The sequence below is a fragment of the Aeromonas sp. sif2416 genome (assembly GCF_019218665.1).
GTDB classification, from domain to species: Bacteria; Pseudomonadota; Gammaproteobacteria; order Enterobacterales; family Aeromonadaceae; genus Aeromonas; species Aeromonas encheleia.
Window position 1 is genome coordinate 410,573 of the sequence record NZ_JAHUXC010000003.1, and the last position, 21,048, is coordinate 431,620.

Below are 21,048 nucleotides of genomic sequence, written 5' to 3' on the forward strand. Positions count from 1 at the left end.
TCGAATCGACCTCATTAATGTGACGAGCGTCACTCCTTGCTGTTTGCGCAAACAGGATGTCAATGTGATGCTTGTCACAAGTTGGCTATTTGTACTCAAACGAGGCAACTCATCGGTGGTGGATCCCGGGGGAGATGACGATGGATCGATCCTGGTTTGCCTCTGTTGACTAATGAATGATTAGGTTTTGTAACCCACTTTCAGTTTTCAACCCCCGCATCACGGCCATGACAATCTCTATGCCTGCCTGCCTGCCTGCCTGCCTGCCTGCCTGCCTGCCTGCCTGCCTGCCGTCCGCCACGCCCAGATCCCGCTCGCCAAGCGGGTGCTATTCACCGATAGGGTGCCGTCGGTGTCGTGAGCCGGGCGTAAAAAAGCCCGCCGAGTGGCGGGCTGTTTGAATCGAGCGGGTGGCTGTGACTTACTCCGCCTTGGGAGCAGCTTCAGCCTCAGTCGGTGCCTCGGTGCTCTCGGCGACCGGGGCTTCCGGTGCCGGGCCCGGCACCAGCGCGACCGCCGGCTTGGCGATGAGGGAGCGGGTCTCTTCCACCGCCTCACTCAGCCTGACCTCGATGATCTGGCCTAGCTCATAGACCACCTCGGTCTTGTCCAGATAGACGCGGCCGTTGTCCCAGTTGCACTCCAGCCTGTCCTTGTTGTCCAGGATGTGGCGGGCGGGCATGAACACCACGGCACCGTTCTCCTGCAGGCGCAGCTTGAGGCCGGCACGCATCACGTCGATGATCTCGGCGTTGAACAGCTGATCGGTGCCGGCGGCAGCCTGGAGGTAACGGACATAGAGCCAGTCGCCGATGTCGCGCTCGACCCTGCGGTGCAGGCGGCGGCACTCCGTCAGGTGCTCGGTCAGCTCCTGGCTCGGGCGCTCACCCGGGGTCTTGCCGGCGATGACAGCCTTGAGCAGGCGATGGTTGACCATGTCGCCGTACTTGCGGATCGGGGAGGTCCAGGTGGCGTAGGCATCCAGCCCCAGGCCGTAGTGGGCGCCCGGCTCGGCAGACATCAGCGCATAGCTCTGGAAACGGCGGATCTTGCCGTCCAGCCAGCGGGTGTCCAGGCTGTCGATCCAGCGGCGCAGGGCGCAGAAACCGGTCAGGCTGGCGATCTCTTCCTTCTCGAACGGGGCCTCGGCGCTCTTGAGCAGCTCGATGGCACCGTCGAGGGACTCCTCGTCGAAGCCGGTGTGGACGTTGAAGATGCCGTAGCCGACGCTCTTGCCCAGCACCCGACCGGCGCAGATGTTGGCGGCGATCATCGACTCCTCGATCATCCGGTTGGCGATGCGGCGCGGTTCCACGTGAATGGCCAGCACGGCGCCGTTCTCACCCAGCTCGAAGTCGTAGTCGGGACGATCCGGGAACACCAGGGCGTGCTCGGTGCGCCACTTGATGCGCGCCTCTGTCATGGCCTTCATCAGCGGCAGCTGGGCCATGACGCCTGCGTCGATGTCCAGTGCCTTGCCGTGCTCGGCCCAGTCGGAGACCTCGTCATAGTTGAGACGGGCGTGGGAGATGATGCGGGCGGCGAAGAACTCGGTCTCCTCCAGCAGCAGGCCATCTTCGGCGATCAGCAGGCGGGCGCACAGGGTGTTGCGCTCCTCGCCCTCTTTCAGGGAGCAGAGCTCGTCGGAGAGGGTGCGCGGGATCATGGGCACGTTGCGGCCCGGCATGTAGACGGTGAAGGCGCGCTTGGCGGCTTCCTGGTCCAGCTCGCTGCCTTCGGCCACATAGGCGGTCGGATCGGCGATGGCGACCAGCAGCTCCCAGCCGTTGTCCAGCTTGCGAATGGACAGGGCGTCATCCATGTCCTTGGTCTTGGCACCGTCGATGGTGAAGAAGGGGACGGCGGTCAGGTCGGTGCGCGGCAGCTCTTCCTCTTCGATCACCTTCCACTCGGGCAGGTCCGCCGGCTCGATCTGGGCCAGGTTGTGGCGTGCCAGCACCACCCACCAGGGCACGTTGTGATCGTCCTTGTCGGCGATGAGCTGGGTGATCTCGGCGGAGAAGTTGCCATCCACCAGGGCGTGGCGCTTGAGGGTCGCAACCACCCAGTCCCCTTCCTTGAGGGACTTCTCATCCAGCCCCTTCTTGGCGCGGGCCTTGATGGCGTCCTTGATGAGGGGATGGTCAGGCACCACGTTGAGGCGGTCGCGGAACATCTTGACGCGACCGACGAAGCGGGTCACCGCCTGCTCCAGCAGGGCATCCGGCTCGGCCACTTCCTTCTCTTTCTCGGTACGGATCAGGGCGCTCACCCGGTCACCGTGCATCACCTTCTTCATGTAGGGAGGCGGCACGAAATAGCTGGTCTTCTCATCGACCTCCAGGAAGCCGAAGCCCCGATCGGAGGCGCGGATCACACCCTCTTTCTTGGGGATGTTTTCGCGGATTTGTTGCTTGAGCTGGGCCAGCAGCGGATTGTCTTGGAACATAAGTGAGGAACCTGAGTGGAGACCTGATGAAGAATCGCCCAGCACTATACGTTTTTACCCCCCCAAAGCCAAGGTGAATGGCCCCGTCAGCGGGGCAGCAGTGCCCGGCGACCCTGTTCGATCAGGCGCAGGGAGATCTGTTTGTGCAGCCCCCGCTCCAGCACCCAGCGGTGCCAGTAGAGGCGCTCGATGAGGTGATGCCCAGGGCTGAGATCGAGCAGGCTCCCCGCCGCCAGCTGCTGGCGGATCTGCAACTCGGGGATGAGGCAATAGGCCAGCCCCTGCTCGGCCATGGCGACGAAGGCCTCCGACGAGCGCACCGTGTGGCAGGGGTAGCCGCCGGGCTCAAGCCCGAAGTGGCGGGCCATGAAGCTCACGTGCATGTCGTCGCGCTGATCGAAGGCCACCGCCGGCGCCTTGGCCAGCGCTTCCGGGGTGAGCCCCTTGGGAAAATGGCGGGCGACGAAGGCGGGGCTGGCGGTCAGCAGGTAGCGCATCTCGCCGAGCTCGTCGACGCAGCAACCGGCCAGCGGCTGGGGCTGCAGGCTGACGGCGCCGAAGGCCTGCCCCTCGCGCACCTTGTCGAGGGTGCGGCTCTCGTCATCCACCAGCAGGTTCAGCTCGATGGGATGCTGCTCCAGCAGCGGGGCCAGGGCGGGCAGCAGCCAGGTGGCCAGGCTGTCGGCATTGATGGCGATGCTGACCCGGATCGGCGCCTGTGGCGCGGCGGGGGAGAGCTCCCCGGCCAGCTCGAGTTCAAGCTGGCGCACCTGCCGGTAGTGGGCCAGCAGCTTCTGACCGAGTGCGGTGGCCTGCAGCGGCTGGCTGCGAATGATCAGCGGCTCGGCAAACTGCTGCTCCAGCTGCTTGATGCGCTGGGAGATGGCGGACTGGGTGATGTGCAGGCGCTGGGCGGCCCGCTCGAAGTTCTGCTCCTGCATCACGGCATCCAGTGCCAGCAGCAGCTTGTAATCCAGGGCTTTCATCAGCCTTCCTTATCCCGCTGAGAATCAAGAAAACAGGCTACTGAAGGGGGGAGCCGGCGACAAGAGGAACCGCCCTCGATCCACCTCTTTCGTGCGAGGCGGCGGGCGCGGCCACTGTGATAAGTGACAGTAGAGACAAAGTGAGATTCATAAGATACTCACCTTGTCCGTTTTTGCATGGGGTGGAAACGGGCCATAGCGAGAGTTTTAGTCCCGGGTGTCAGCCCGGGACTTTTTTATGGCGCTCAGGCAGCCGGGTGGGTGGCGCTCAGGAGGTGCCGACCAGCTCCTCAGACGGCTGGTACCGGCCCCGCAGCGGGCGATTGACGGCCAGGGCGAAGCGCTCGTCCAGCTGGAAGCGGATGCCCACCCCGCGCACGGCGCCCAGCTCCACCGCCTGGCGGTGGCCGAGTCGCTCTATGGGCAGGCCGAGGCGGCGGAAGATGCGCTCGACCGGCAGGCTGACCACGGCCACCAGTTCCCGGATCCCCTGCTCTCTGGCGAAGGCATAGACCTCGCGGAAGATGACGCAGGTCAGCTCGTTCACCCCGTTGTCCAGTTGCGGCGCCCGACTGGCATCGATGGCGAGCCGGGTCAGCTCCCAGACATCGGCGCAGCGCGGGGCCAGCTCGCCGGCGAGGGCCGCGGGGAAGATGCTGGGCAACATGTAGTCCTGGGCACAGCTGAGCAGCCGAATGCAGCCGCACAGACCCTGCTCGTCTTCAATCAGTACCCAGTGGGTATCCGGCTTGTCGAAGCTGTCTCGCTCCAGCCCCCGGTGGGATTCCACATCCCAGCCGAGCCGATCGGAGAAGACGCGCTTGCGAAAGCGATAAAGTTCGTTTTCGACCTCCCATCTGGGGTGTTGTTTCAATTTTCCTTTGAAAACAAGCATTCATGTCTCTCCATTTCATGGTTAGGCGCTATAATCCAAGGCCTTGGCCAGGGGGGCTAGCCTATGACACACGACCAACTGCTTGAGTATCTCGAACATTTCACGGTGGTGACGGATGGCAACCGGCTGGCGGAACTGATCGGCCGCTTCACGCTGGGAATGGGCTACGACTACTATCGGTTTGCGCTCATCCTGCCCATGTCGATGCAGAGGCCCAAGGTGGTGCTGTTCAACCAGTGCCCCGACTCCTGGGTGCAGGCCTACACGGTCAACAACATGCTGGCCTGCGACCCCATCATCCAGCTCGCCCGCAGGCAGACCCTGCCCATCTACTGGAACCGGTTGGACGAGAAGGCGCGCTTTCTGCAGGAAGGCAGCATGGACGTGATGGGGCTGGCGGCGGAGTTCGGGCTGCGCAACGGCATCTCCTTCCCGTTGCACGGGGCGGCAGGGGAGAATGGCATACTGTCGTTCATCACCGCCGAGCGGGCCTCGAGCGATCTGCTGCTGGAGTCCTCGCCCATCCTCTCCTGGATGTCCAACTACATCTTCGAGGCCGCGATCCGGATCGTGCGCAAGGGCCTGCGGGAAGGCGATCCGCAGGAGGCCCTGACCGACCGGGAGACCGAATGCCTGTTCTGGGCCAGCGAAGGGAAGACGTCGAACGAGATCGCCTGCATCCTGGGGATCACCGAACGCACGGTGAACTACCACCTCAATCAGGTGACCCGCAAGACCGGCTCCATGAACCGCTACCAGGCCATCGCCAAAGGGGTGAGCAGCGGCATCCTGATCCCCAATCTGGAGCAGGTCGTGGTCACCAATTACCCCAAGATCCTGCAGTGAGATAAGCGCCTCCCGCCCCACCCCTCGTGCCAGGGCCGGGCGGGCGACATAGCTGGTCAGTCACCCGTGATCCTCGTCCCTTACCCCAGCCGATGCGTCGACCCTGTTGATTCTCGGTGCGGGGCGGCGGGCTCACAATTGTCAGATCCTGCAATTGACAGCCTGCTGAGAAGGGCGTTGGCGCCCAGATTATTAGTGAATTGAATGTATCAGCAGATTAATGAATTTCTCTGATTCCCTCGCTCCCCTTATAGTGCCGTCCAGTTACCCATACGGACGCTTCACCCATGCTCGCAACCACACTGCAAGGCTTCACCCTCGGCCTCGCCATGATCATCCCCATAGGTGCCCAGAATGCCTTCGTGCTGAGCCGGGGCATCCACCGCAACCACCATCTGTTGACGGCCACGCTCTGCTGCTTCTGCGATCTCATCCTGATCGGCATAGGGGTGTTTGGCGGCGCCAACCTGCTGGCGAACAGCCCCATTGGCCTGGCGCTGCTGACCTGGGGCGGCGTGCTGTTCCTCGGCTGGTTCGGCATTCGTTCCCTGCGCAGCGCCTGGCGCGGGCAGGGGGCTACATTGACGGATTCACCCCAGTTGATGGGGGTCAAGAGCGTGCTGGCCATGACGCTGGGCGTCACCCTGCTCAACCCCCACGTCTACCTGGATACCCTGATGCTGCTCGGCTCCTTCGGCAGCCAGTTCGCCGAGGAGCTGCGGCCGGCCTTCGCCGCGGGCGCCATGCTGGCATCCCTGGTCTGGTTCTACGGTCTGGCATTCGGGGCGGCGGCCCTGTCCCCCTGGCTTGCCCGGGGCAGGGTTCAGCAAGCCATTGATCTTGTTGTTGGTATTATCATGCTGGGGTTGGCGGTTCAGCTGGCCAGCGGGGCCTTGCTGGCCTCATAAGGCTATTTTTGTGTCGGGCTTCATAAAAATTAATCTCGGTTCCATGCGCTGACATATTCGTCTGTTAAATTCCCGTCGCTGGTAAAGCGTTACTCATAATAAAAGGGAAAAGACAGTGAATAAAACCATGAAGCTGGGCGCCATTGCAGCCATAGTGCTGTTGACCGCCTGCAGCAATGAAAATGATAGCAAGGCGCAGCCGGGAGCCGTCTCTCTGCGCCTGATCCAGACCTCCGATATCCATTCCAATGTGCTGGGGTTCGACTACTACCAGAACAAGGAAGACCGCAAGTTTGGCCTCTCCCGCACCGCCCTGTTGATCCGTGCGGCCCGCGCCGAAAACCCCAACAACCTGCTGCTCGACAACGGTGATCTGATCCAGGGTACGCCGCTGGCGGATTACATCTTCGAGCAGTCCGGTGCCGGTTACCTCGACAAGCAGGCCCACCCGGTGTTCAAGGCCATGAACGAGCTCGGCTATGATGCCGGCAACCTGGGCAACCACGAGTTCAACTACGGGCTGGAGTACCTCGGCAAGGTGCTGGCGGGTGCCAAGTTCCCCTATGTGAACGCCAACGTGTTCGAGGCGGGCGCCTTCAAGCGCGATGCGAAGGGACAGATCGACTGGAGTGGCAACAAGTTCACCCCCTATCTGCTGCTGGAGCGCCAGGTGACGGATGACAAGGGCCAGTCACAGACCGTCAGAGTCGGCATCCTGGGGCTGACGCCACCGCAGGTGCTGCAGTGGGACAAGCGCCACCTGGAAGGCAAGGTGGTGGTGGCCGACATGGTCGAGACCGCCAACCACTATGTGCCGGAACTGCGCGCCAAGGGGGCCGACATAGTGGTGGTGGTCGCCCACACCGGCATCAACGCCAACAGCTATGAGGCCATGATGGAGAACTCCGCCTGGCATCTGGCCAAGGTGAAGGGTGTGGATGCCCTGATGCTGGGCCATGCCCACAAAAACTTCCCCGGCGACTTCCCGGATCTGCCGGAGGTGGACAACCAGGCCGGCACCCTGAGCGGCATCCCGACCGTGATGCCCGGCTACTGGGGCAACCACCTCGGCATCATCGATCTGAAGCTGGAGCAGGTGGAAGGCAAGTGGCGGGTGAAACAGAGCCAGGCCAGCCTGCGCAAGATCGACTCCAGCGAGAACAGCGCCGTGGATCAGCGGGTGGTGGATCTGGTGCAGGCCGATCACGATGCCACCAACCAGTGGCTGGACGAGCCGCTCGGCAAGATCACCTCCTCCATCCACAGCTTCTTCGCGCTGGTGCAGGACGATCCCTCGGTGCAGCTGGTGAGCGATGCCCAGCGCAGGCACGCCGAGCAGCTGCAAAAGGATGGCCTGCTCAAGCAGCCCTATCCGATCCTGTCGGTGGCGGCCCCCTTCCGCGGCGGTCGCAACGGCATCAATGATTTCACCTATGTGGCCAAGGGGGATATCTCCCTGCGCAACGTCTCCGATCTCTACATCTACCCGAACACCCTGCAGGTGGTCGAGGTGAACGGGGCCACCGTCAAGGAGTGGCTGGAGATGAGTGCCGGCCAGTTCAACCAGATCGACGCCAGCAAGACCGAGGTGCAGTGGCTGGTGAACGAGAAGTTCCCCACCTACAACTTCGATGTGATCGACGGGGTGAACTACGAGGTGGATATCACCCAGCCGGCCCGCTACAGCAAGGAAGGCGCCAAGGTGAGCGAGGGTCAGCGCATCAGCGGCCTGACCTTCAACGGTCAGCCGATAGATCCGGCCCAGAAGTTCTACGTGGTGACCAACAACTACCGCGCCAGCGGTGGCGGCCACTTCCCGGGCATCGACGGCACCAATATAGTGCACGAAGATCCCTTCGAAACGCGGGAGATCATCGCCCAGTACCTGAAGACCCAGTCCGCCGACAATCCGGCAGGCTTCAGCCCGGCGGCCAACAACAACTGGCACATGAAGGCGCTGCCCGCCGGTGTCGACGTGCGGCTCTACTCCTCGCCGAGCGAGGAGGCCAAGCAGCTGGCCGGCGCGGATCTTGAGTACAAGTCCACCCTGCCAACGAGCGATGAGAAGCACCCTGGCTACGCCATCTATCGTCTGATCCGCCAATAACCCAGGCGCTGTCGCAGACCCGTAAAAAAGCCCTCGCATGCGAGGGCTTTTTCATTCGGGGCCGAAAGGCTCGTCTCAGTAGTAACCCGCGTCATTGGGGTTGGGGCGGGTCTTGAAGCGGCGGTGCAGCCACATGTACTGCTCGGGGGCACGGCGCACGGCGGTTTCAATCTCCCGGTTGGCGCGGCTGGCGTCGGCCAGATCGTCGCCGCTCGGGTAGTCGGCCAGCGGCGCCCCTATGTGCAGGGTATAACCGGTGGCGGTGCGAATGTTGTAGCAGGGCAGGGTGACCGTGTTCTTGACCCTGGCCAGGGTCGCCGTGCCGGTGATGGTGGCCGCCTGCTCCACCGCGAAGTAGGGCACGAACACGCTGGCATGGGCGCCGTAGTCGTGATCCGGCGCGTACCAGAGCGCATCGCCGTTGCGCAGCGCCTTGATCATCCCCTTCACGTCCATGCGATCCACCAGGTACTTGTTGGAGGCGCAGCGACCGTGGTACTGGGCGTACTCCAGCACCGGATTGGTGTTGGGGCGATAGACGCCGACCCCGGGCCGCACCAGGCCGAAGCAGCGGGCGTTGAGCTCCAGCGTCAGGAAGTGGCAGGAGAGCAGCAGCATGCCCTGACCCTGCTCCACGGCCCGGGTGACGTGCTCTTCCCCTTCCACCTTCATCAGCCGGCGCATCCGCCAATCCGGCCAGAACCAGGCCATGCCGACCTCGAAGATGGCGCAGCCCACGCTCTCGAAGTTCTGCACCAGCAAGGCTTCGCGCTGATCGCGGCTGAGCTCGGGCATGGCCAGCTCCAGATTGCGGCGGGCTATCTTGACGCGAGACTTCAGCAGCTTGCGGGCCAGGGTGCCGAGCTGGCGCCCCAGCCACATCTGGCTACGCCAGGGCAGCAGCACCAGCAGCCAGAGCAGGCCAAGGCCTGCCCAGCTACCCCAGTAGCGGGGATGGAACAGATGGGGTTCGAGGCGGGGAGCGCGTTCTTGGGCCATGAAGAGTCTCTTGTTCTCAATCGCAAATAATCCGGGGAGCCCAGTCGCACAGGGGCGGCGCTCGATGCAGGCGCCTATCCTGGTCGGCTGACTTGACTCACAATCCGAGGATTCTATCCGAAAAGGGGGGGCGGGTGCGAATGGCCATCGTCTGGTCAGAGGGGAGAGAGGCGGAGTGACAGGCGGGCAGTTGTCGGTGGGGCCGCGCTTTTTTCACTCGGGAGAAAAGAGTGTGATAAAATCTGGGGCTGAATTTTTCAGGTTTTGAGAGTCGATACAGATGAAGATCACCCTGCCCGAGTTTGAGAAAGCCCGCGTTCTGGTCGTTGGCGATGTCATGTTGGACCGTTACTGGCATGGCCCCACCGGCCGTATCTCCCCCGAGGCCCCCGTGCCCGTGGTCAAGGTCGAACACATCGAGGAGCGCCCGGGTGGCGCCGCCAACGTGGCCCTGAACTCGGCCGCGCTCGGTGCCCATGCCGTCCTGCTGGGTCTGACCGGACAGGATGAGGCCGCCGATGCCCTGGCCGGCCAGATGGCGGGGGTCAAGGTCGCCTGTGATTTCGTTCGACTGGCCGACTATCCGACCATCACCAAGCTGCGGGTGCTGTCTCGCAACCAGCAACTGCTGCGTCTCGACTTCGAAGAGGCCTTCCACGACGTCGACGCCAGCCTGCTGATGAGCAAGGTGGAAGAGGCGCTGCCCCGGGCCGATGTGATGATCCTCTCCGACTACGGCAAGGGTGCCCTGAACGATGTGCCGGGCATGATCAAGCGCGCCCGCGCCGCCGGCATCCCGGTGCTGGTGGACCCCAAGGGGACCGAGTTCGAGAAGTACCGTGGCGCCACCCTGTTGACCCCCAACATGTCCGAGTTCGAGGCCGTGGTAGGCAAGGTGAAGAGCGAGGACGAGCTGGTCGCCAAGGGGCTGGAGCTGGTCAAGCGCTTCGAACTGGACGCCCTGCTGGTGACCCGTTCCGAGAATGGCATGACCCTGATCCGCGAGGGGCAGCCCGAGCTGCACCTGCCCGCTCAGGCCCACGAGGTCTATGACGTGACCGGTGCCGGCGATACCGTCATCTCCACCCTGGCCACCTCCCTGGCCGCCGGCATGAGTCTGGACGAGGCCTGCGCCCTGGCCAACACCGCCGCCGGCATCGTAGTGGGCAAGCTGGGCACCTCCACCGTCAGCCCGGTGGAGCTTGCCAATGCGCTCTACACCGAGCAGGAGACCGGCTTTGGCGTCATGTCCGAGGCGCAGCTCAAGATTGCCGTCCAGGCCGCCCGCCTGCGGGGCGAGAAGGTGGTGATGACCAATGGCTGCTTCGACATACTGCACGCCGGTCACGTCTCCTACCTCGCCAACGCCGGCAAGCTGGGGGATCGCCTGATCGTCGCGGTCAACACCGATGACTCGGTGCGCCGTCTGAAGGGGCCGGGCCGCCCGGTCAACCCGACCGAGCGCCGCATGACGGTGCTGGCGGCGCTGGGCGCCGTGGATTGGGTGGTGCCGTTCGCCGAAGACACGCCGCAACGGCTGATCGCCGAGATCCTGCCAGATCTGCTGGTCAAGGGTGGCGACTACAAGCCCGAAGAGATCGCCGGTTACGCCGAGGTCACCGCCAACGGCGGCGAGGTGCGAGTGCTGAACTTCGAGGATGGCTGCTCAACCAGCGACATCATCAAGACCATCCGCGAGCGCGGTTGAGTCGGCGCCCGGCCTCGGCCGGGTTGTTCACAGCGGTTATCGCTGCGCACCATCGGATAACAAAAAGGCGACCCTAGGGTCGCCTTTTGCATGCCTGGAGTCAGGCTCAGGACTTGGTCGTCACCTGGGCGGCTGGCATCAGCCCCTGGTTCACATCTTCCAGATCCTTCTGCTCCAGCGTGCCGGCGGCCTGCTTGAGAGAGAGGATGCTGAGGATGTAGTTGTAACGGGCCTCGGACAGTTTCTGCTTGGCCTGGTACAGCTTGCGGGTAGAGTCCAGCACGTCGACTATGGTACGGGTACCCACTTCATAACCGGCCTCGGTCGCCTTCAGGGCGCTGTCAGCGGAGATGACGGACTGGCTGTAGGCGCGGACCGAGCCGATGCTGGCGTTCACGTTGTTGTAAGAGGAACGGACCGTGCTCTGCACCGAGCGGAAGCTGCGCTCCAGCTGCTCGCTGGCGGCCACGTAGTTGAACTGCGCCTGCTTGACCAGGGAGGTGGTGGCTCCACCGGTGTAGAGCGGCAGCTTGAAGTTCAGGCCGACGTTGGCCTCGTTGCTGCTGCTCTCGGGGTTGCGGATCTCGTCCTTGTAGTCGTTGTAACCGGCGGTGAGGCCGGCACCGAGATCCAGGGTCGGCTCATGACCCGTCTTGGCCAAGTCGATCTGTTCCTTGGCGATGTCCTTGCCGATGCGGGCGCTGTGCAGCTCCAGGTTCTTGTCCAGTGCCAGCTCCAGCCACTTGTCGGAGTTGAACGGGGTCTTCTGCGGGGTGAAGCGGGCGGTGTTGAGCACGTCCAGCTGGCGGTGATCGATGCCGGTCAGCTCACGCAGGCTCTCGTAGCTGTTGTCCAGGGTGTTCTCGGCATTGATCTCGTCTGCCAGCGCCTGGTCACGTTCGGCCTCGGCTTCGTGCACGTCGGTGATGGCGGTCAGGCCCACTTCGAATCGCTGCTGGGTCTGTTCCAGCTGACGCTCGACCGCGACCTTGTTGGCACGCACGAATTCCAGGGTATCCATCGCCTTGAGCACGTCGAAATAGGCCTGGGCGGTACGCAGCATCAGGTTCTGGATCTCGAGGTTGTAGCCCACGTCGGATTGGGTGGCGCTCTTCTCGGTCAGGTCCAGGTTGACCCAGTTGCTGCGGCGATAGACGGACTGATCCAGGGTCACAGTACCTGAGGCGTTACTGTTGGTCATTGTATCGTCTTTGTTCTGCAGATAGTTCAGACCGGCGCCCAGGTTGATCTGCGGCAGCAAGGCGGCGCGTGATTCGTTGATCTTCTCGAAGGCTTGATCCCGTCTCGCCTTGGACTCCAGCAGTTGGGTATCTTTGATCTGAGCCTGTTGGTAGATCTGGAGCAGGTTTTCGGCATGAGCAGCGGTGCTCACGCCCAGCATCACCATGACTGACAAGAGTGTTCTTTTCATATGATAGTTTTAACCTTATATATCAACCCAAAGCTGTCCGCTGGATGGAGAGGGGGGATTGTCATCGAGCAAGCTTGATTTCAGCTTAACCACTCTACTATAAGCAGAATTTAATGCGAACTGTCTCTTTTCCAGCGACAGGAACGTCAAGAGTCAGGGCGAGTTTTTCTCGGCTACGCGCCTAGCCAAATAGCCTGTGGCTGCTAAAATCCATCCCTCATCGTCAGCGAGAACGAGTGAATGAACGTTCATTCATGTTCCCGAATATTATGGTCAAACCTAGCCAAGTCAAGCTGGCAGGAGTGTCGTATGTCACAGCAAGCCTTGCCACAAACCAGTCACTACTCCGGTAGCGATGTGAAAATCATCGAAAAATCATCTGGATACAATGGTTTCTTCAAAGTAAACGTCTACCGTCTGCAGCACAGGTTATTTGAGGGCGGCTGGAATGAGCCCATAGTGCGCGAGCTGTTCGAGCGCGGTCATGCGGCCGCGCTGCTGCCTTATGATCCCGTGCTGGACCAGATAGTGCTGGTGGAGCAGTTCAGGATCGGCGCCATGGAGACCAGCCCCACTCCCTGGTTGCTGGAGCTGGTGGCCGGCATCATAGATGAAGGGGAGACCGCCGAGGTCGTGGTGCGCCGCGAGGCGGTGGAAGAGGCGGGGCTCGAGGTGGGGCGCTGCGAACATGCCATCAGCTATATGGTGAGCCCGGGTGGCAGTACCGAGCGGATCGAAGTCTTTGTCGGCGAGGTCGATGCCAGCAAGGCCGGGGGGATCCACGGTCTGGCGGAAGAGGGTGAGGATATCAGAGTGCACGTGGTGAGCCGCGAGCAGGCCTATGCCTGGCTGAAAGAGGGTCGCATCGACAACGCCGCCTCCGTCATCGCCTTGCAGTGGCTGGCGCTCAATCACGCGGATCTGCGGGCCCGCTGGCTGGCGGGGCGCTGAGGTGGCGCTGACCCTGCAACAGAGCCGGCGCTATGTGCCGGACCTGATGTCCCTGCAGCGCACCTGCGAGGTGAACTACATGGCGCTGATGAAGCTGCTGCCTCCTGGCGGTATGGGGGCCGAGCGCCGCTATCAGGTCGGCAACGGCTTGCAGTTCCAGCTCACCGTCAGCGGGGAGAGCCGCTTCACCAGCCAGGTGATCCTGGCCCAGCACAATCCCGAATTGGCGAGCTACTTGCAGGCTCGTATAGAGATTCGTTTGTATCATGATGTGCGGATGGCGGAAGTGTGTGCCGCGCAACAGATTTCGATGTTGCAACCACGTTATGATTATCCCAATAAAAAAATGCATCACAGGGATGAAAAAGAGCAGGTAAATCTGTTCCTGGCCGACTGGCTAAAATTTTGTCTCAAGCATGGCACCAGCCTGATAAACATCCTCTAGTTGAACTCATATAAAGAAGCGTGATTTTGGAAACAGAGCTACCCCAGGCGCCGGACGGAAGCGTGCGTCTGTTACAGATTACCGACACCCATCTCTTCGCCAGCGCCGAGGGACGACTGCTGGCCGTGCGTACCGCCGAGAGCCTGGCCGCCGTGCTGGCGCGGGTGCAGGACAACGCCCATCCGTTCGATCTGATCCTGGCCACCGGCGATCTGTCTCAGGATCACAGCCCGGAATCCTATCTGCGCTTCGCCACCATGATGGCACCGTTGGCGCGCCCCATCTACTGGCTGCCCGGCAACCATGACGACGGCCCCCTTATGACCGAGTACCTGCATGCGGCCGGGATCAGCGAGGCCAAGCAGCTGGTGGGCGAGCACTGGCAGGTGATCCTGCTGGATACCCAGGTGCGCGGCAAACCCCACGGCGTGCTCGGCGATCACCAGCTGGCGACGCTGGATCAGGCCCTGCGTCAGCACCCGGAGCGCCACGCCCTCATCGCCCTGCACCATCAGGCCGTGCCGGTCGGCTGCGCCTGGCTGGATCAGCACAATCTCAAGAATGCCGACGATCTGTTCGCGGTGCTGGCCCGTCATCCGCAGCAGAAGACCATCTTGTTTGGCCATGTGCATCAGGAGTTTGACGAGGTACATCAGGGGGTTAGGCTCATCGCCAGCCCCTCCACCTGCATCCAGTTCAAGCCGCTGTCCGATGGTTTCGCGCTGGACGAGTCGGGCCCGGGCTGGCGCTATCTCACCCTGCATCCGGATGGCCGGATCGCCAGCCAGGTGTGGCGCCTGCCGGTGGGGCAGTTCGTGCCCGATCCCCATGCCACCGGTTATTGAGGAGGCCGATACCATGACCTCCGTCCTGCTCTATCTGCACGGTTTCAATTCATCGCCCGGTTCGGCCAAGGCGCAGCAGATGGCGGACTGGGTCGCCCGGCACAGGCCCGATATCGAGCTGCTGATCCCGGCCCAGCCCAACACCCCGGCGGCGGCCTGGGCGGCCATCGAGCAGACCATAGAGGAGGCCGTCGCCCGTCATGGTCAGAGGCTGCGACTCGGCGCCGTGGGCAGCTCCCTCGGCGGCTTCATGGCGACCAGAGTCAGTGAGTTGTATGGCTGCCGCGCCGCCCTGATCAACCCGGCGGTGCGCCCCCACGAGCTGCTCTGCGACTACCTCGGTCCCCAGACCAATCCCTATACCGATGAGCGCTATGAGCTGCTGCCGTTGCACATGGATGAGCTGCAGGGGCTGGCGGTGGCGGTGACGGCCCCCGGACGGCTCTGGGTCCTGCAACAGCAGGAAGACGAGGTGCTCGACTACCGCAAGACGCTGGCCGAGTATCGCTTCGCCCGCCTGTCGCTGGAGTGCGGTGGCAATCACGCCTTCATGGGGTTCGAGCGCTACCCGGCCCAGATAGTCCGCTTCCTCGGGCTCTAGCCATGCAACCGCCGTTGGCCGCCTTTCTGGAACAGGTGCTGGCCACGGCCCAGGCCGGGCTCACCTATTCTCAAGATCCCTTCGATATCGGCCGTTTCGAGGCATTGAGAGCGGCCACGGTCGCCCTGATGGTCAGCCAGAGCGAGCTGGATCCGGCGGCCATCGCCGACTGGATCGCCCTCGACCGCGGTTACCCCACCCCCAAGCTGGATGTGCGGGCGCTGATCCTCGATGAGCAGGAGCGGTTGCTGCTGGTGCAAGAGCGCAGCGATGGCTGCTGGACCCTGCCGGGGGGCTGGTGCGACATCGGCGACTCGCCGGCGGGGGCCGTGGTGCGGGAAGTGGTCGAGGAGACCGGACTCGAGTGTCGGGCCGTTCGGCTGCTGGCGCTGTTCGACAAGCTCAGGCACCCCCATCCGCCACAGCTGCCCCATGCCCACAAGGCGTTCTTCCTGTGCGAGGTGACGGGAGGGCAACTGCTCAGCGAGACCGACGAGACCCAGGGCGCGGCCTATTTCCCCATCGACCAGCTGCCCCCGCTCTCCCGCCACCGGGTGGTGGCGTCTCAGCTGTCCACCCTGCATGCCCATGTGCGGCAGGGGCGGCAAGATTCCCTGTTCGATTGAGAGGTTTGCTCGTAGGGCGTCATCTGCTTCTGTAGCCGCCGAAATGGCTGTGTTAACCTTGGCCTGCCTGCCCTCGAGCGGGCCATCGCCGATTTCCTCTGTCCTCCTCTCGCCAATAGGGAGCACGCCTGTGACGACCTCTTCAGCGCTGCCGGATCTGATCCTGGGGGCCTCGCTCTACTTTCCGCCCCTGTTCAAGGCGGTGCTGCTCGGCCTGCTGGGCTGGCTGCCGGTCCATCATCTGCTGCGCGACTGGCTCTACAGCGGAGATGTCTGGCACCCCCTGTTGATGGATCTCTCCCTGTTCGTCCTCGCCGTCAGTGGCGCCTTATGGATATTGCTACATGGCTAAATCACCCCTCGCGACCCTCAAATACTTCTCCACCCTGCTGGTGTGCGCCCTGGCGCTGGCGGCGGGCTGGTGGCTGTGGAACTACTACATGCAGGGTCCCTGGACCCGGGATGGCAAGGTGCGGGCCGAGCTGGTCAGCATCACGCCTGAGGTGTCGGGCAAGATCACCCGGATCTGGGTGCAGGACAACCAGCTGGTCAAGATGGGTGACACCCTGTTCAGCCTGGATCCCGAGCCCTACCGGATCGCGCTGGACAACGCCAATGCGGCCCTGGCCAAGGCCAAGTCGGATCTCGACAAGGCCGAGCACGAGGCCCATCGCCGGCAGAGCCTGGCCCGCACCGTCATCTCCGCCGAGGCGGTCGACGAGTCCAGCCTCAACGCCCAGGCGATGCGGGCCGCCTATCAGGTGGCCCAGGCCGATCTGGAGCAGGCCAGGTGGTCGCTCGCCAAGACCGAGCTGCACGCCTCCAGCGACGGCTACATCACCAACCTGCAGACCCGGGTCGGCAACTATGCCAGCGCCGGGGTGCCGCTGGTGGCCCTGGTGGACATCCACTCCTTCTACGTGCAGGGCTATTTCGAGGAGACCAAGCTCAGGCACATCCGGCCGGGTCAACCGGCGCAGATGGTGCTCTACAGCGGGGAGCAGGCGCTCAAGGGGGAGGTGGAGAGCATAGGGCGCGCCATCCACGATCAGAGCGTGGAGGGGAGTGACGGCCTGCTGCTCGACGTCAAGCCGAACGTGCCCTGGGTGCGGCTGGCACAGCGGGTGCCGGTGCGGATCCGGCTGCTGGAGGTGCCGCCCGAGCTGGCGCTGATCGCGGGCACCACCTGTACCATCACCCTAGGCGACTAGGGTGGCAAGCGGAGGATCGCTCTGGCAACGGACGCCCTGGGCCCAGGCCAATGAGAGTCAGTGGCGCTATGCCCTGCGCAACAGCCTGGCCATGTGCCTGTCGCTCTGGCTGGCGTTCGTGTTGCAGCTGGATGCCCCCTACTGGGCCATGACCTCGGCCGCGGTGGTGAGCTTCCCCACCGTCGGCGGTGTCATCAGCAAGAGCCTGGGGCGGGTGCTGGGTAGCCTCATCGGCGCCATGGCGGCCGTGGTGATCAACGGCCTCGGCATCGCCGATCCCTGGCTGTTCAGCTTCCTCATCGCGCTCTGGCTCGGGCTCTGCACCTACGTCTCCAACCACTACCAGAACAACGTCTCCTACGCCTTCGCCCTGGCGGGTTACACCGCGGCCATCATCGCCTTCTCCTGCGTCGATGTGGACGATCCCCAGCACATCTTCGACATCGCCCAGTCCAGGGTGAGCGAGGTGATCGTCGGCATCCTCTGCGGCGGCCTGCTGATGATGATACTGCCGAGCACCTCGGACGGAGAGACCCTGCTGGCGTCGCTGTGCAAGAGTCAGACCCGGCTGCTGGAGCATGCCCAGCTGCTGTGGCTGGGGGAGGCCGGCGCCGATGTGCGCAGCGCCCACGAGGGGATGATAGGCCAGATCCTCACCATGAATGTGCTGCGCATCCAGGCGGTGTGGAGCCACCACCGGCTGCGGCGCCACAACAGGCTGCTCAACTTCCTGCTGCACCGCCAACTGCGGATGATCAGCCTCATCTCGGGGCTGCGCCGCATGCTGCAACACTGGCCGGATCAACCCCAGGCGCTGCAGCCACTGCTGGGAACCCTGCTGAGCGCGCTGGCCGAGCCAGACTGCGACAAGCTCCGCATCGCCCGCCTGCTGGCGCCCTTCGTGGCCGGGGCGGAGGGCGATTTTCGCCGGCGTGCCTTCTGGCTGCGGCTGCGCCATTTCTGCTGGAGTTATCTGGAGTGCCAGCGCTGGCTGAGCCGGCTGGCACCCTATGACGGCCAGGAGTGGCCGGCGCCGCCGCGCCACAGCTCGCTCACCCAGCACACCGACAGCCTCGAGGCGGCCTACAACGGCGGCCGCACCTTCCTCTGCGTGTTGCTGGGCTGCGCCTTCTGGATCAACACCCAGTGGGAGTCGGGGGCCTCGGCGCTGACCCTGCTCTCCATCTGCTGCGTGCTCTACTCGGGGGGCGCCACCCCGGTGAAGGGGGTGACCACCATGCTGCAGGCGATCCTGGTGCTGAGCCTGGTCTGTTTCGGGGTCAAGTTCGGGTTGATGATCCGCATCGACGACTTCTGGCTGTTCTGCGCCCTGCTGTTCCCGGCCCTGATCACCATGCAGCTGCTCAAGTTGCAGCGGCCGTCATCGGCGGCGCTCTGGGGCCAGCTCATAGTGCTGCTCGGCTCCTTCCTCGCCATCACCAACCCGCCGAGCTACGACTATCAGGAGTTCGTCAACGACAGCATTGGCAAGGTGCTGGGGGTGATGGTGGCCGGGCTGGCCTTCCAGATCCTGAGGCCCAGCTCGGATCGGCGCAAGAGCCGGCGGCTGATCCGCCGCCTGCGCCGGGACTTCATGGATCAGCTGGCCCCGACGCCGCAGCAGAGCGAGAGCGAGTTCGAGTCCAGGGTCTACCACGCGGTCGGCCAGCTCAGCCAGGGCCGGGATCAGGGCGCCCGGCTCTGGGTGCTGCGCTGGGGCGTGGTGCTGCTCAACTGCAGTCACATCGTCTGGCAACTCAGGCAGTGGCGCGGCAAGGAGCCGGCGCTCTATCTGGTGCGGGACGGCTGTGTGCGCTGCCTGCGGGGGATCCTCACCGAGGGTGGGGTGCAGCATGACTCCCTCGGCCTGACCCTGGCCGAGCTGGATCGCATCAGCCGGGGGTTGGCAGGGCACCGGGAGCCGGCGGCCCAGGAGCTGGTGGGCCTGGTGTGGCGGCTCCATTGTTCCCTGTCCCAGCTGTTGCAGGCACTGCCCCTGGCGTCAGATGCCACCTGATCCCGGCCAGTACGGCCGCCACGGCCGGCCTGGATCACCCTTTGCCACCGCCGGGTTTGTCCAACGCCGTCCCAACGAGTAAGATCCTCCCCAAACGTCAATTCGCAAGGCCCTCCATGTCCACTCAATACAATGCGGATGCCATTGAGGTCCTCAATGGCCTCGAACCGGTGCGTCGCCGCCCCGGCATGTACACCGACACCACCAGGCCCAATCACCTCGGCCAGGAGGTCATCGACAACAGCGTCGACGAGGCGCTGGCGGGCCATGCCCGCACCCTGGAGGTGACGCTGTTTGAAGACCAGTCCCTCGAGGTGATCGATGACGGCCGTGGCATGCCGGTCGACATTCACCCGGAGGAGGGGGTCTCGGGGGTCGAGCTGATCCTCTGCAAGCTGCACGCGGGTGGCAAGTTCTCCAACAAGAACTACCAGTTCTCCGGCGGTCTGCACGGGGTGGGCATCTCTGTGGTGAACGCGCTCTCCGACCGGGTCGAGGTGACGGTGCGTCGCGACGGTCAGGTCTATGACATCGCCTTCGAGCGCGGCGACAAGGTGCAGGAGCTGACCATCAGCGGCACCTGCGGGCGCCGCAACACCGGCACCCGGGTGCGCTTCTGGCCCCAGGCGAGCTATTTCGACTCGCCCCGTTTCTCGGTCAGCAAGCTGGAGCACCTGCTCAAGGCCAAGGCCGTGCTCTGCCCCGGCCTCACCATCAAGTTCCTCGACAAGAACACCGGCATCAAGCTGGAGTGGTGCTACGAAGATGGCCTCAAGGATTACCTGATCGATGCGGTCAAGCAGTTCACCTGCCTGCCGGAGCAGCCCTTCATCGGCGCCTTCAGCACCGAGCAGTCCGCGGTGGACTGGGCGCTGTGCTGGCTGCCGGAGGGGGGCGAGTGCCTCGCCGAATCCTATGTGAACCTGATCCCCACGGCGCTGGGCGGCACCCACGTCAACGGCCTGCGCCAGGGCTTGCTCGACGCCATGCGCGAGTTCTGCGAGTTCCGCAATCTGCTACCGCGCGGGGTCAAGCTGACCCCGGAAGACATCTGGGATCGCTGCGCCTACATCCTCTCGGTCAAGATGCAGGATCCCCAGTTCGCCGGCCAGACCAAGGAGCGGCTGTCGTCCCGCCAGAGCTCGGCCTTCGTGTCCGGGGTGGTGAAGGATGCCTTCAGCCTCTACCTGAACAGCAACACCGAGCTGGCGGAGCAGATCGCCGAGATCTGCATCAGCAGCGCCCAGCGCCGGCTGCGCGCCGCCAAGACGGTGGTGCGCAAGAAGATTACCCAGGGTCCGGCCTTGCCCGGCAAGCTCACCGACTGCAACTGCGCCGACCCCATGCAGGGGGAGCTGTTCCTGGTGGAGGGTGACTCCGCGGGCGGCAGCGCCAAGCAGGCGCGGGACCGCGAGTTCCAGGCCATCATGCCCCTGCGCGGCAAGATCCTGAACACCTGGGAGGTGGAGGCCGGCCAGGTGCTCGCCTCGCAAGAAGTGCACGACATCTCGGTGGCCATCGGCCTGGACCCGGACTCCGAGGATCTCAGCGGCCTGCGCTACGGCAAGGTGTGCATACTGGCGGATGCGGACTCGGACGGTCTGCACATCGCCACCCTGCTGTGCGCCCTGTTCGTGAGGCACTTCCGCACCCTGGTCAACAAGGGCCACGTCTATGTGGCCATGCCGCCGCTCTACCGGATCGACATCGGCAAGGAGGTGTTCTATGCCCTCGACGAGGACGAGAAGAACGGCGTGCTGCAGCGGGTCGAGGCCGAGAAGAAGAAGGGCAAGGTGATGGTGACCCGATTCAAGGGTCTGGGCGAGATGAACCCGAAACAGCTGCGGGAAACCACCATGGATCCCAACACCCGCCGTCTGGTGCAGCTCACCATGGGCGAGCTGGAGGAGGGGGACGAGACCCTGCAGCTGATGGACATGCTGCTGGCCAAGAAGCGCGCCCCGGATCGCCGCGAGTGGCTGGAAGAGAAGGGCAACCTCGCCATCATCTAAGCCGTCGGCT

Annotated in this window: 18 protein-coding genes; 13 read left to right on the forward strand and 5 right to left on the reverse strand. The window is 63.7% G+C overall.

Going from position 1 to position 21,048, the window contains the following annotated elements:
* Positions 1-421: 421 nt before the first annotated feature.
* The 3 genes from KW821_RS08145 to KW821_RS08155 form a co-directional block, all read right to left on the reverse strand.
* Positions 422-2,449, reverse strand: a complete 2,028-nt coding sequence (locus tag KW821_RS08145; protein WP_218291084.1) for an exoribonuclease II — start codon at positions 2,447-2,449, stop codon at positions 422-424.
* Between the two features lie 86 nt (positions 2,450-2,535).
* Entirely contained in the window at positions 2,536-3,435 is a 900-nt protein-coding gene (locus KW821_RS08150; protein WP_218291085.1) for a LysR family transcriptional regulator ArgP, read from the reverse strand.
* Positions 3,436-3,703: 268 nt separating this feature from the next.
* Positions 3,704-4,330, reverse strand: a complete 627-nt coding sequence (locus KW821_RS08155) for an acyl-homoserine-lactone synthase (RefSeq protein ID WP_218291086.1) — start codon at positions 4,328-4,330, stop codon at positions 3,704-3,706.
* Between the two features lie 63 nt (positions 4,331-4,393).
* On the opposite strand from KW821_RS08155, the gene KW821_RS08160 reads away from it, so the two are divergent.
* From KW821_RS08160 to KW821_RS08170, 3 genes are all read left to right on the forward strand, one after another.
* Complete coding sequence (locus KW821_RS08160) at positions 4,394-5,176, forward strand: LuxR family transcriptional regulator (protein WP_042651995.1); 783 nt, start codon at positions 4,394-4,396, stop codon at positions 5,174-5,176.
* Between the two features lie 287 nt (positions 5,177-5,463).
* Positions 5,464-6,084, forward strand: a complete 621-nt coding sequence (gene lysE, locus KW821_RS08165) for an L-lysine exporter (RefSeq protein ID WP_218291087.1) — start codon at positions 5,464-5,466, stop codon at positions 6,082-6,084.
* Positions 6,085-6,211: 127 nt separating this feature from the next.
* Positions 6,212-8,191, forward strand: coding sequence for a bifunctional 2',3'-cyclic-nucleotide 2'-phosphodiesterase/3'-nucleotidase (locus KW821_RS08170; protein ID WP_218291231.1), 1,980 nt, complete (start codon positions 6,212-6,214; stop codon positions 8,189-8,191).
* A 75-nt stretch (positions 8,192-8,266) separates the two neighbouring features.
* On the opposite strand, the gene lpxL is transcribed toward KW821_RS08170, so the two are convergent.
* On the reverse strand, positions 8,267-9,190 hold the full coding sequence (lpxL, locus tag KW821_RS08175; RefSeq protein ID WP_218291088.1) for an LpxL/LpxP family Kdo(2)-lipid IV(A) lauroyl/palmitoleoyl acyltransferase: 924 nt from the start codon (positions 9,188-9,190) through the stop codon (positions 8,267-8,269).
* 280 nt (positions 9,191-9,470) lie between these two features.
* Here lpxL and hldE point away from each other — a divergent pair, with 280 nt between their 5' ends.
* Positions 9,471-10,898: a bifunctional D-glycero-beta-D-manno-heptose-7-phosphate kinase/D-glycero-beta-D-manno-heptose 1-phosphate adenylyltransferase HldE gene (gene hldE / locus KW821_RS08180; RefSeq protein WP_042651999.1), complete on the forward strand. Its 1,428-nt coding sequence runs from the start codon at positions 9,471-9,473 to the stop codon at positions 10,896-10,898.
* A gap of 106 nt (positions 10,899-11,004) precedes the next feature.
* Here hldE and tolC read toward each other — a convergent pair whose 3' ends face one another.
* The gene (gene tolC / locus KW821_RS08185; RefSeq protein WP_042652000.1) at positions 11,005-12,330 is read right to left on the reverse strand and encodes an outer membrane channel protein TolC; all 1,326 of its coding nucleotides are present in this window, start codon (positions 12,328-12,330) and stop codon (positions 11,005-11,007) included.
* A gap of 309 nt (positions 12,331-12,639) precedes the next feature.
* Here tolC and nudF point away from each other — a divergent pair, with 309 nt between their 5' ends.
* From nudF to parE, 9 genes are all read left to right on the forward strand, one after another.
* A complete protein-coding gene (gene nudF / locus KW821_RS08190) occupies positions 12,640-13,281 on the forward strand; it encodes an ADP-ribose diphosphatase (RefSeq protein ID WP_218291089.1) in 642 nt (213 codons plus the stop codon).
* A gap of 46 nt (positions 13,282-13,327) precedes the next feature.
* Positions 13,328-13,726 (forward strand): DUF1249 domain-containing protein, encoded by a 399-nt coding sequence (locus KW821_RS08195; protein ID WP_256351942.1) that lies wholly within the window; start codon positions 13,328-13,330, stop codon positions 13,724-13,726.
* Positions 13,727-13,752: 26 nt separating this feature from the next.
* Positions 13,753-14,571 (forward strand): 3',5'-cyclic-AMP phosphodiesterase, encoded by an 819-nt coding sequence (gene cpdA / locus KW821_RS08200; RefSeq protein WP_218291091.1) that lies wholly within the window; start codon positions 13,753-13,755, stop codon positions 14,569-14,571.
* Positions 14,572-14,584: 13 nt separating this feature from the next.
* Positions 14,585-15,172, forward strand: a complete 588-nt coding sequence (locus KW821_RS08205) for a YqiA/YcfP family alpha/beta fold hydrolase (protein ID WP_218291092.1) — start codon at positions 14,585-14,587, stop codon at positions 15,170-15,172.
* Between the two features lie 2 nt (positions 15,173-15,174).
* A complete protein-coding gene (locus KW821_RS08210; RefSeq protein ID WP_218291093.1) occupies positions 15,175-15,798 on the forward strand; it encodes an NUDIX hydrolase in 624 nt (207 codons plus the stop codon).
* A gap of 130 nt (positions 15,799-15,928) precedes the next feature.
* Positions 15,929-16,150: a DUF1656 domain-containing protein gene (locus tag KW821_RS08215; RefSeq protein WP_218291094.1), complete on the forward strand. Its 222-nt coding sequence runs from the start codon at positions 15,929-15,931 to the stop codon at positions 16,148-16,150.
* Positions 16,143-17,009 carry an HlyD family secretion protein gene (locus KW821_RS08220; protein WP_218291095.1) on the forward strand — a complete coding sequence of 289 codons (867 nt, stop codon included), beginning with the start codon at positions 16,143-16,145 and terminating at the stop codon, positions 17,007-17,009. Before KW821_RS08215 ends, KW821_RS08220 begins: the two co-directional genes overlap by 8 nt.
* A gap of 1 nt (position 17,010) precedes the next feature.
* Positions 17,011-19,026, forward strand: coding sequence for an FUSC family protein (locus KW821_RS08225; protein ID WP_218291096.1), 2,016 nt, complete (start codon positions 17,011-17,013; stop codon positions 19,024-19,026).
* Positions 19,027-19,142: 116 nt separating this feature from the next.
* Complete coding sequence (parE, locus tag KW821_RS08230; protein ID WP_218291097.1) at positions 19,143-21,038, forward strand: DNA topoisomerase IV subunit B; 1,896 nt, start codon at positions 19,143-19,145, stop codon at positions 21,036-21,038.
* Positions 21,039-21,048 lie beyond the last annotated feature (10 nt).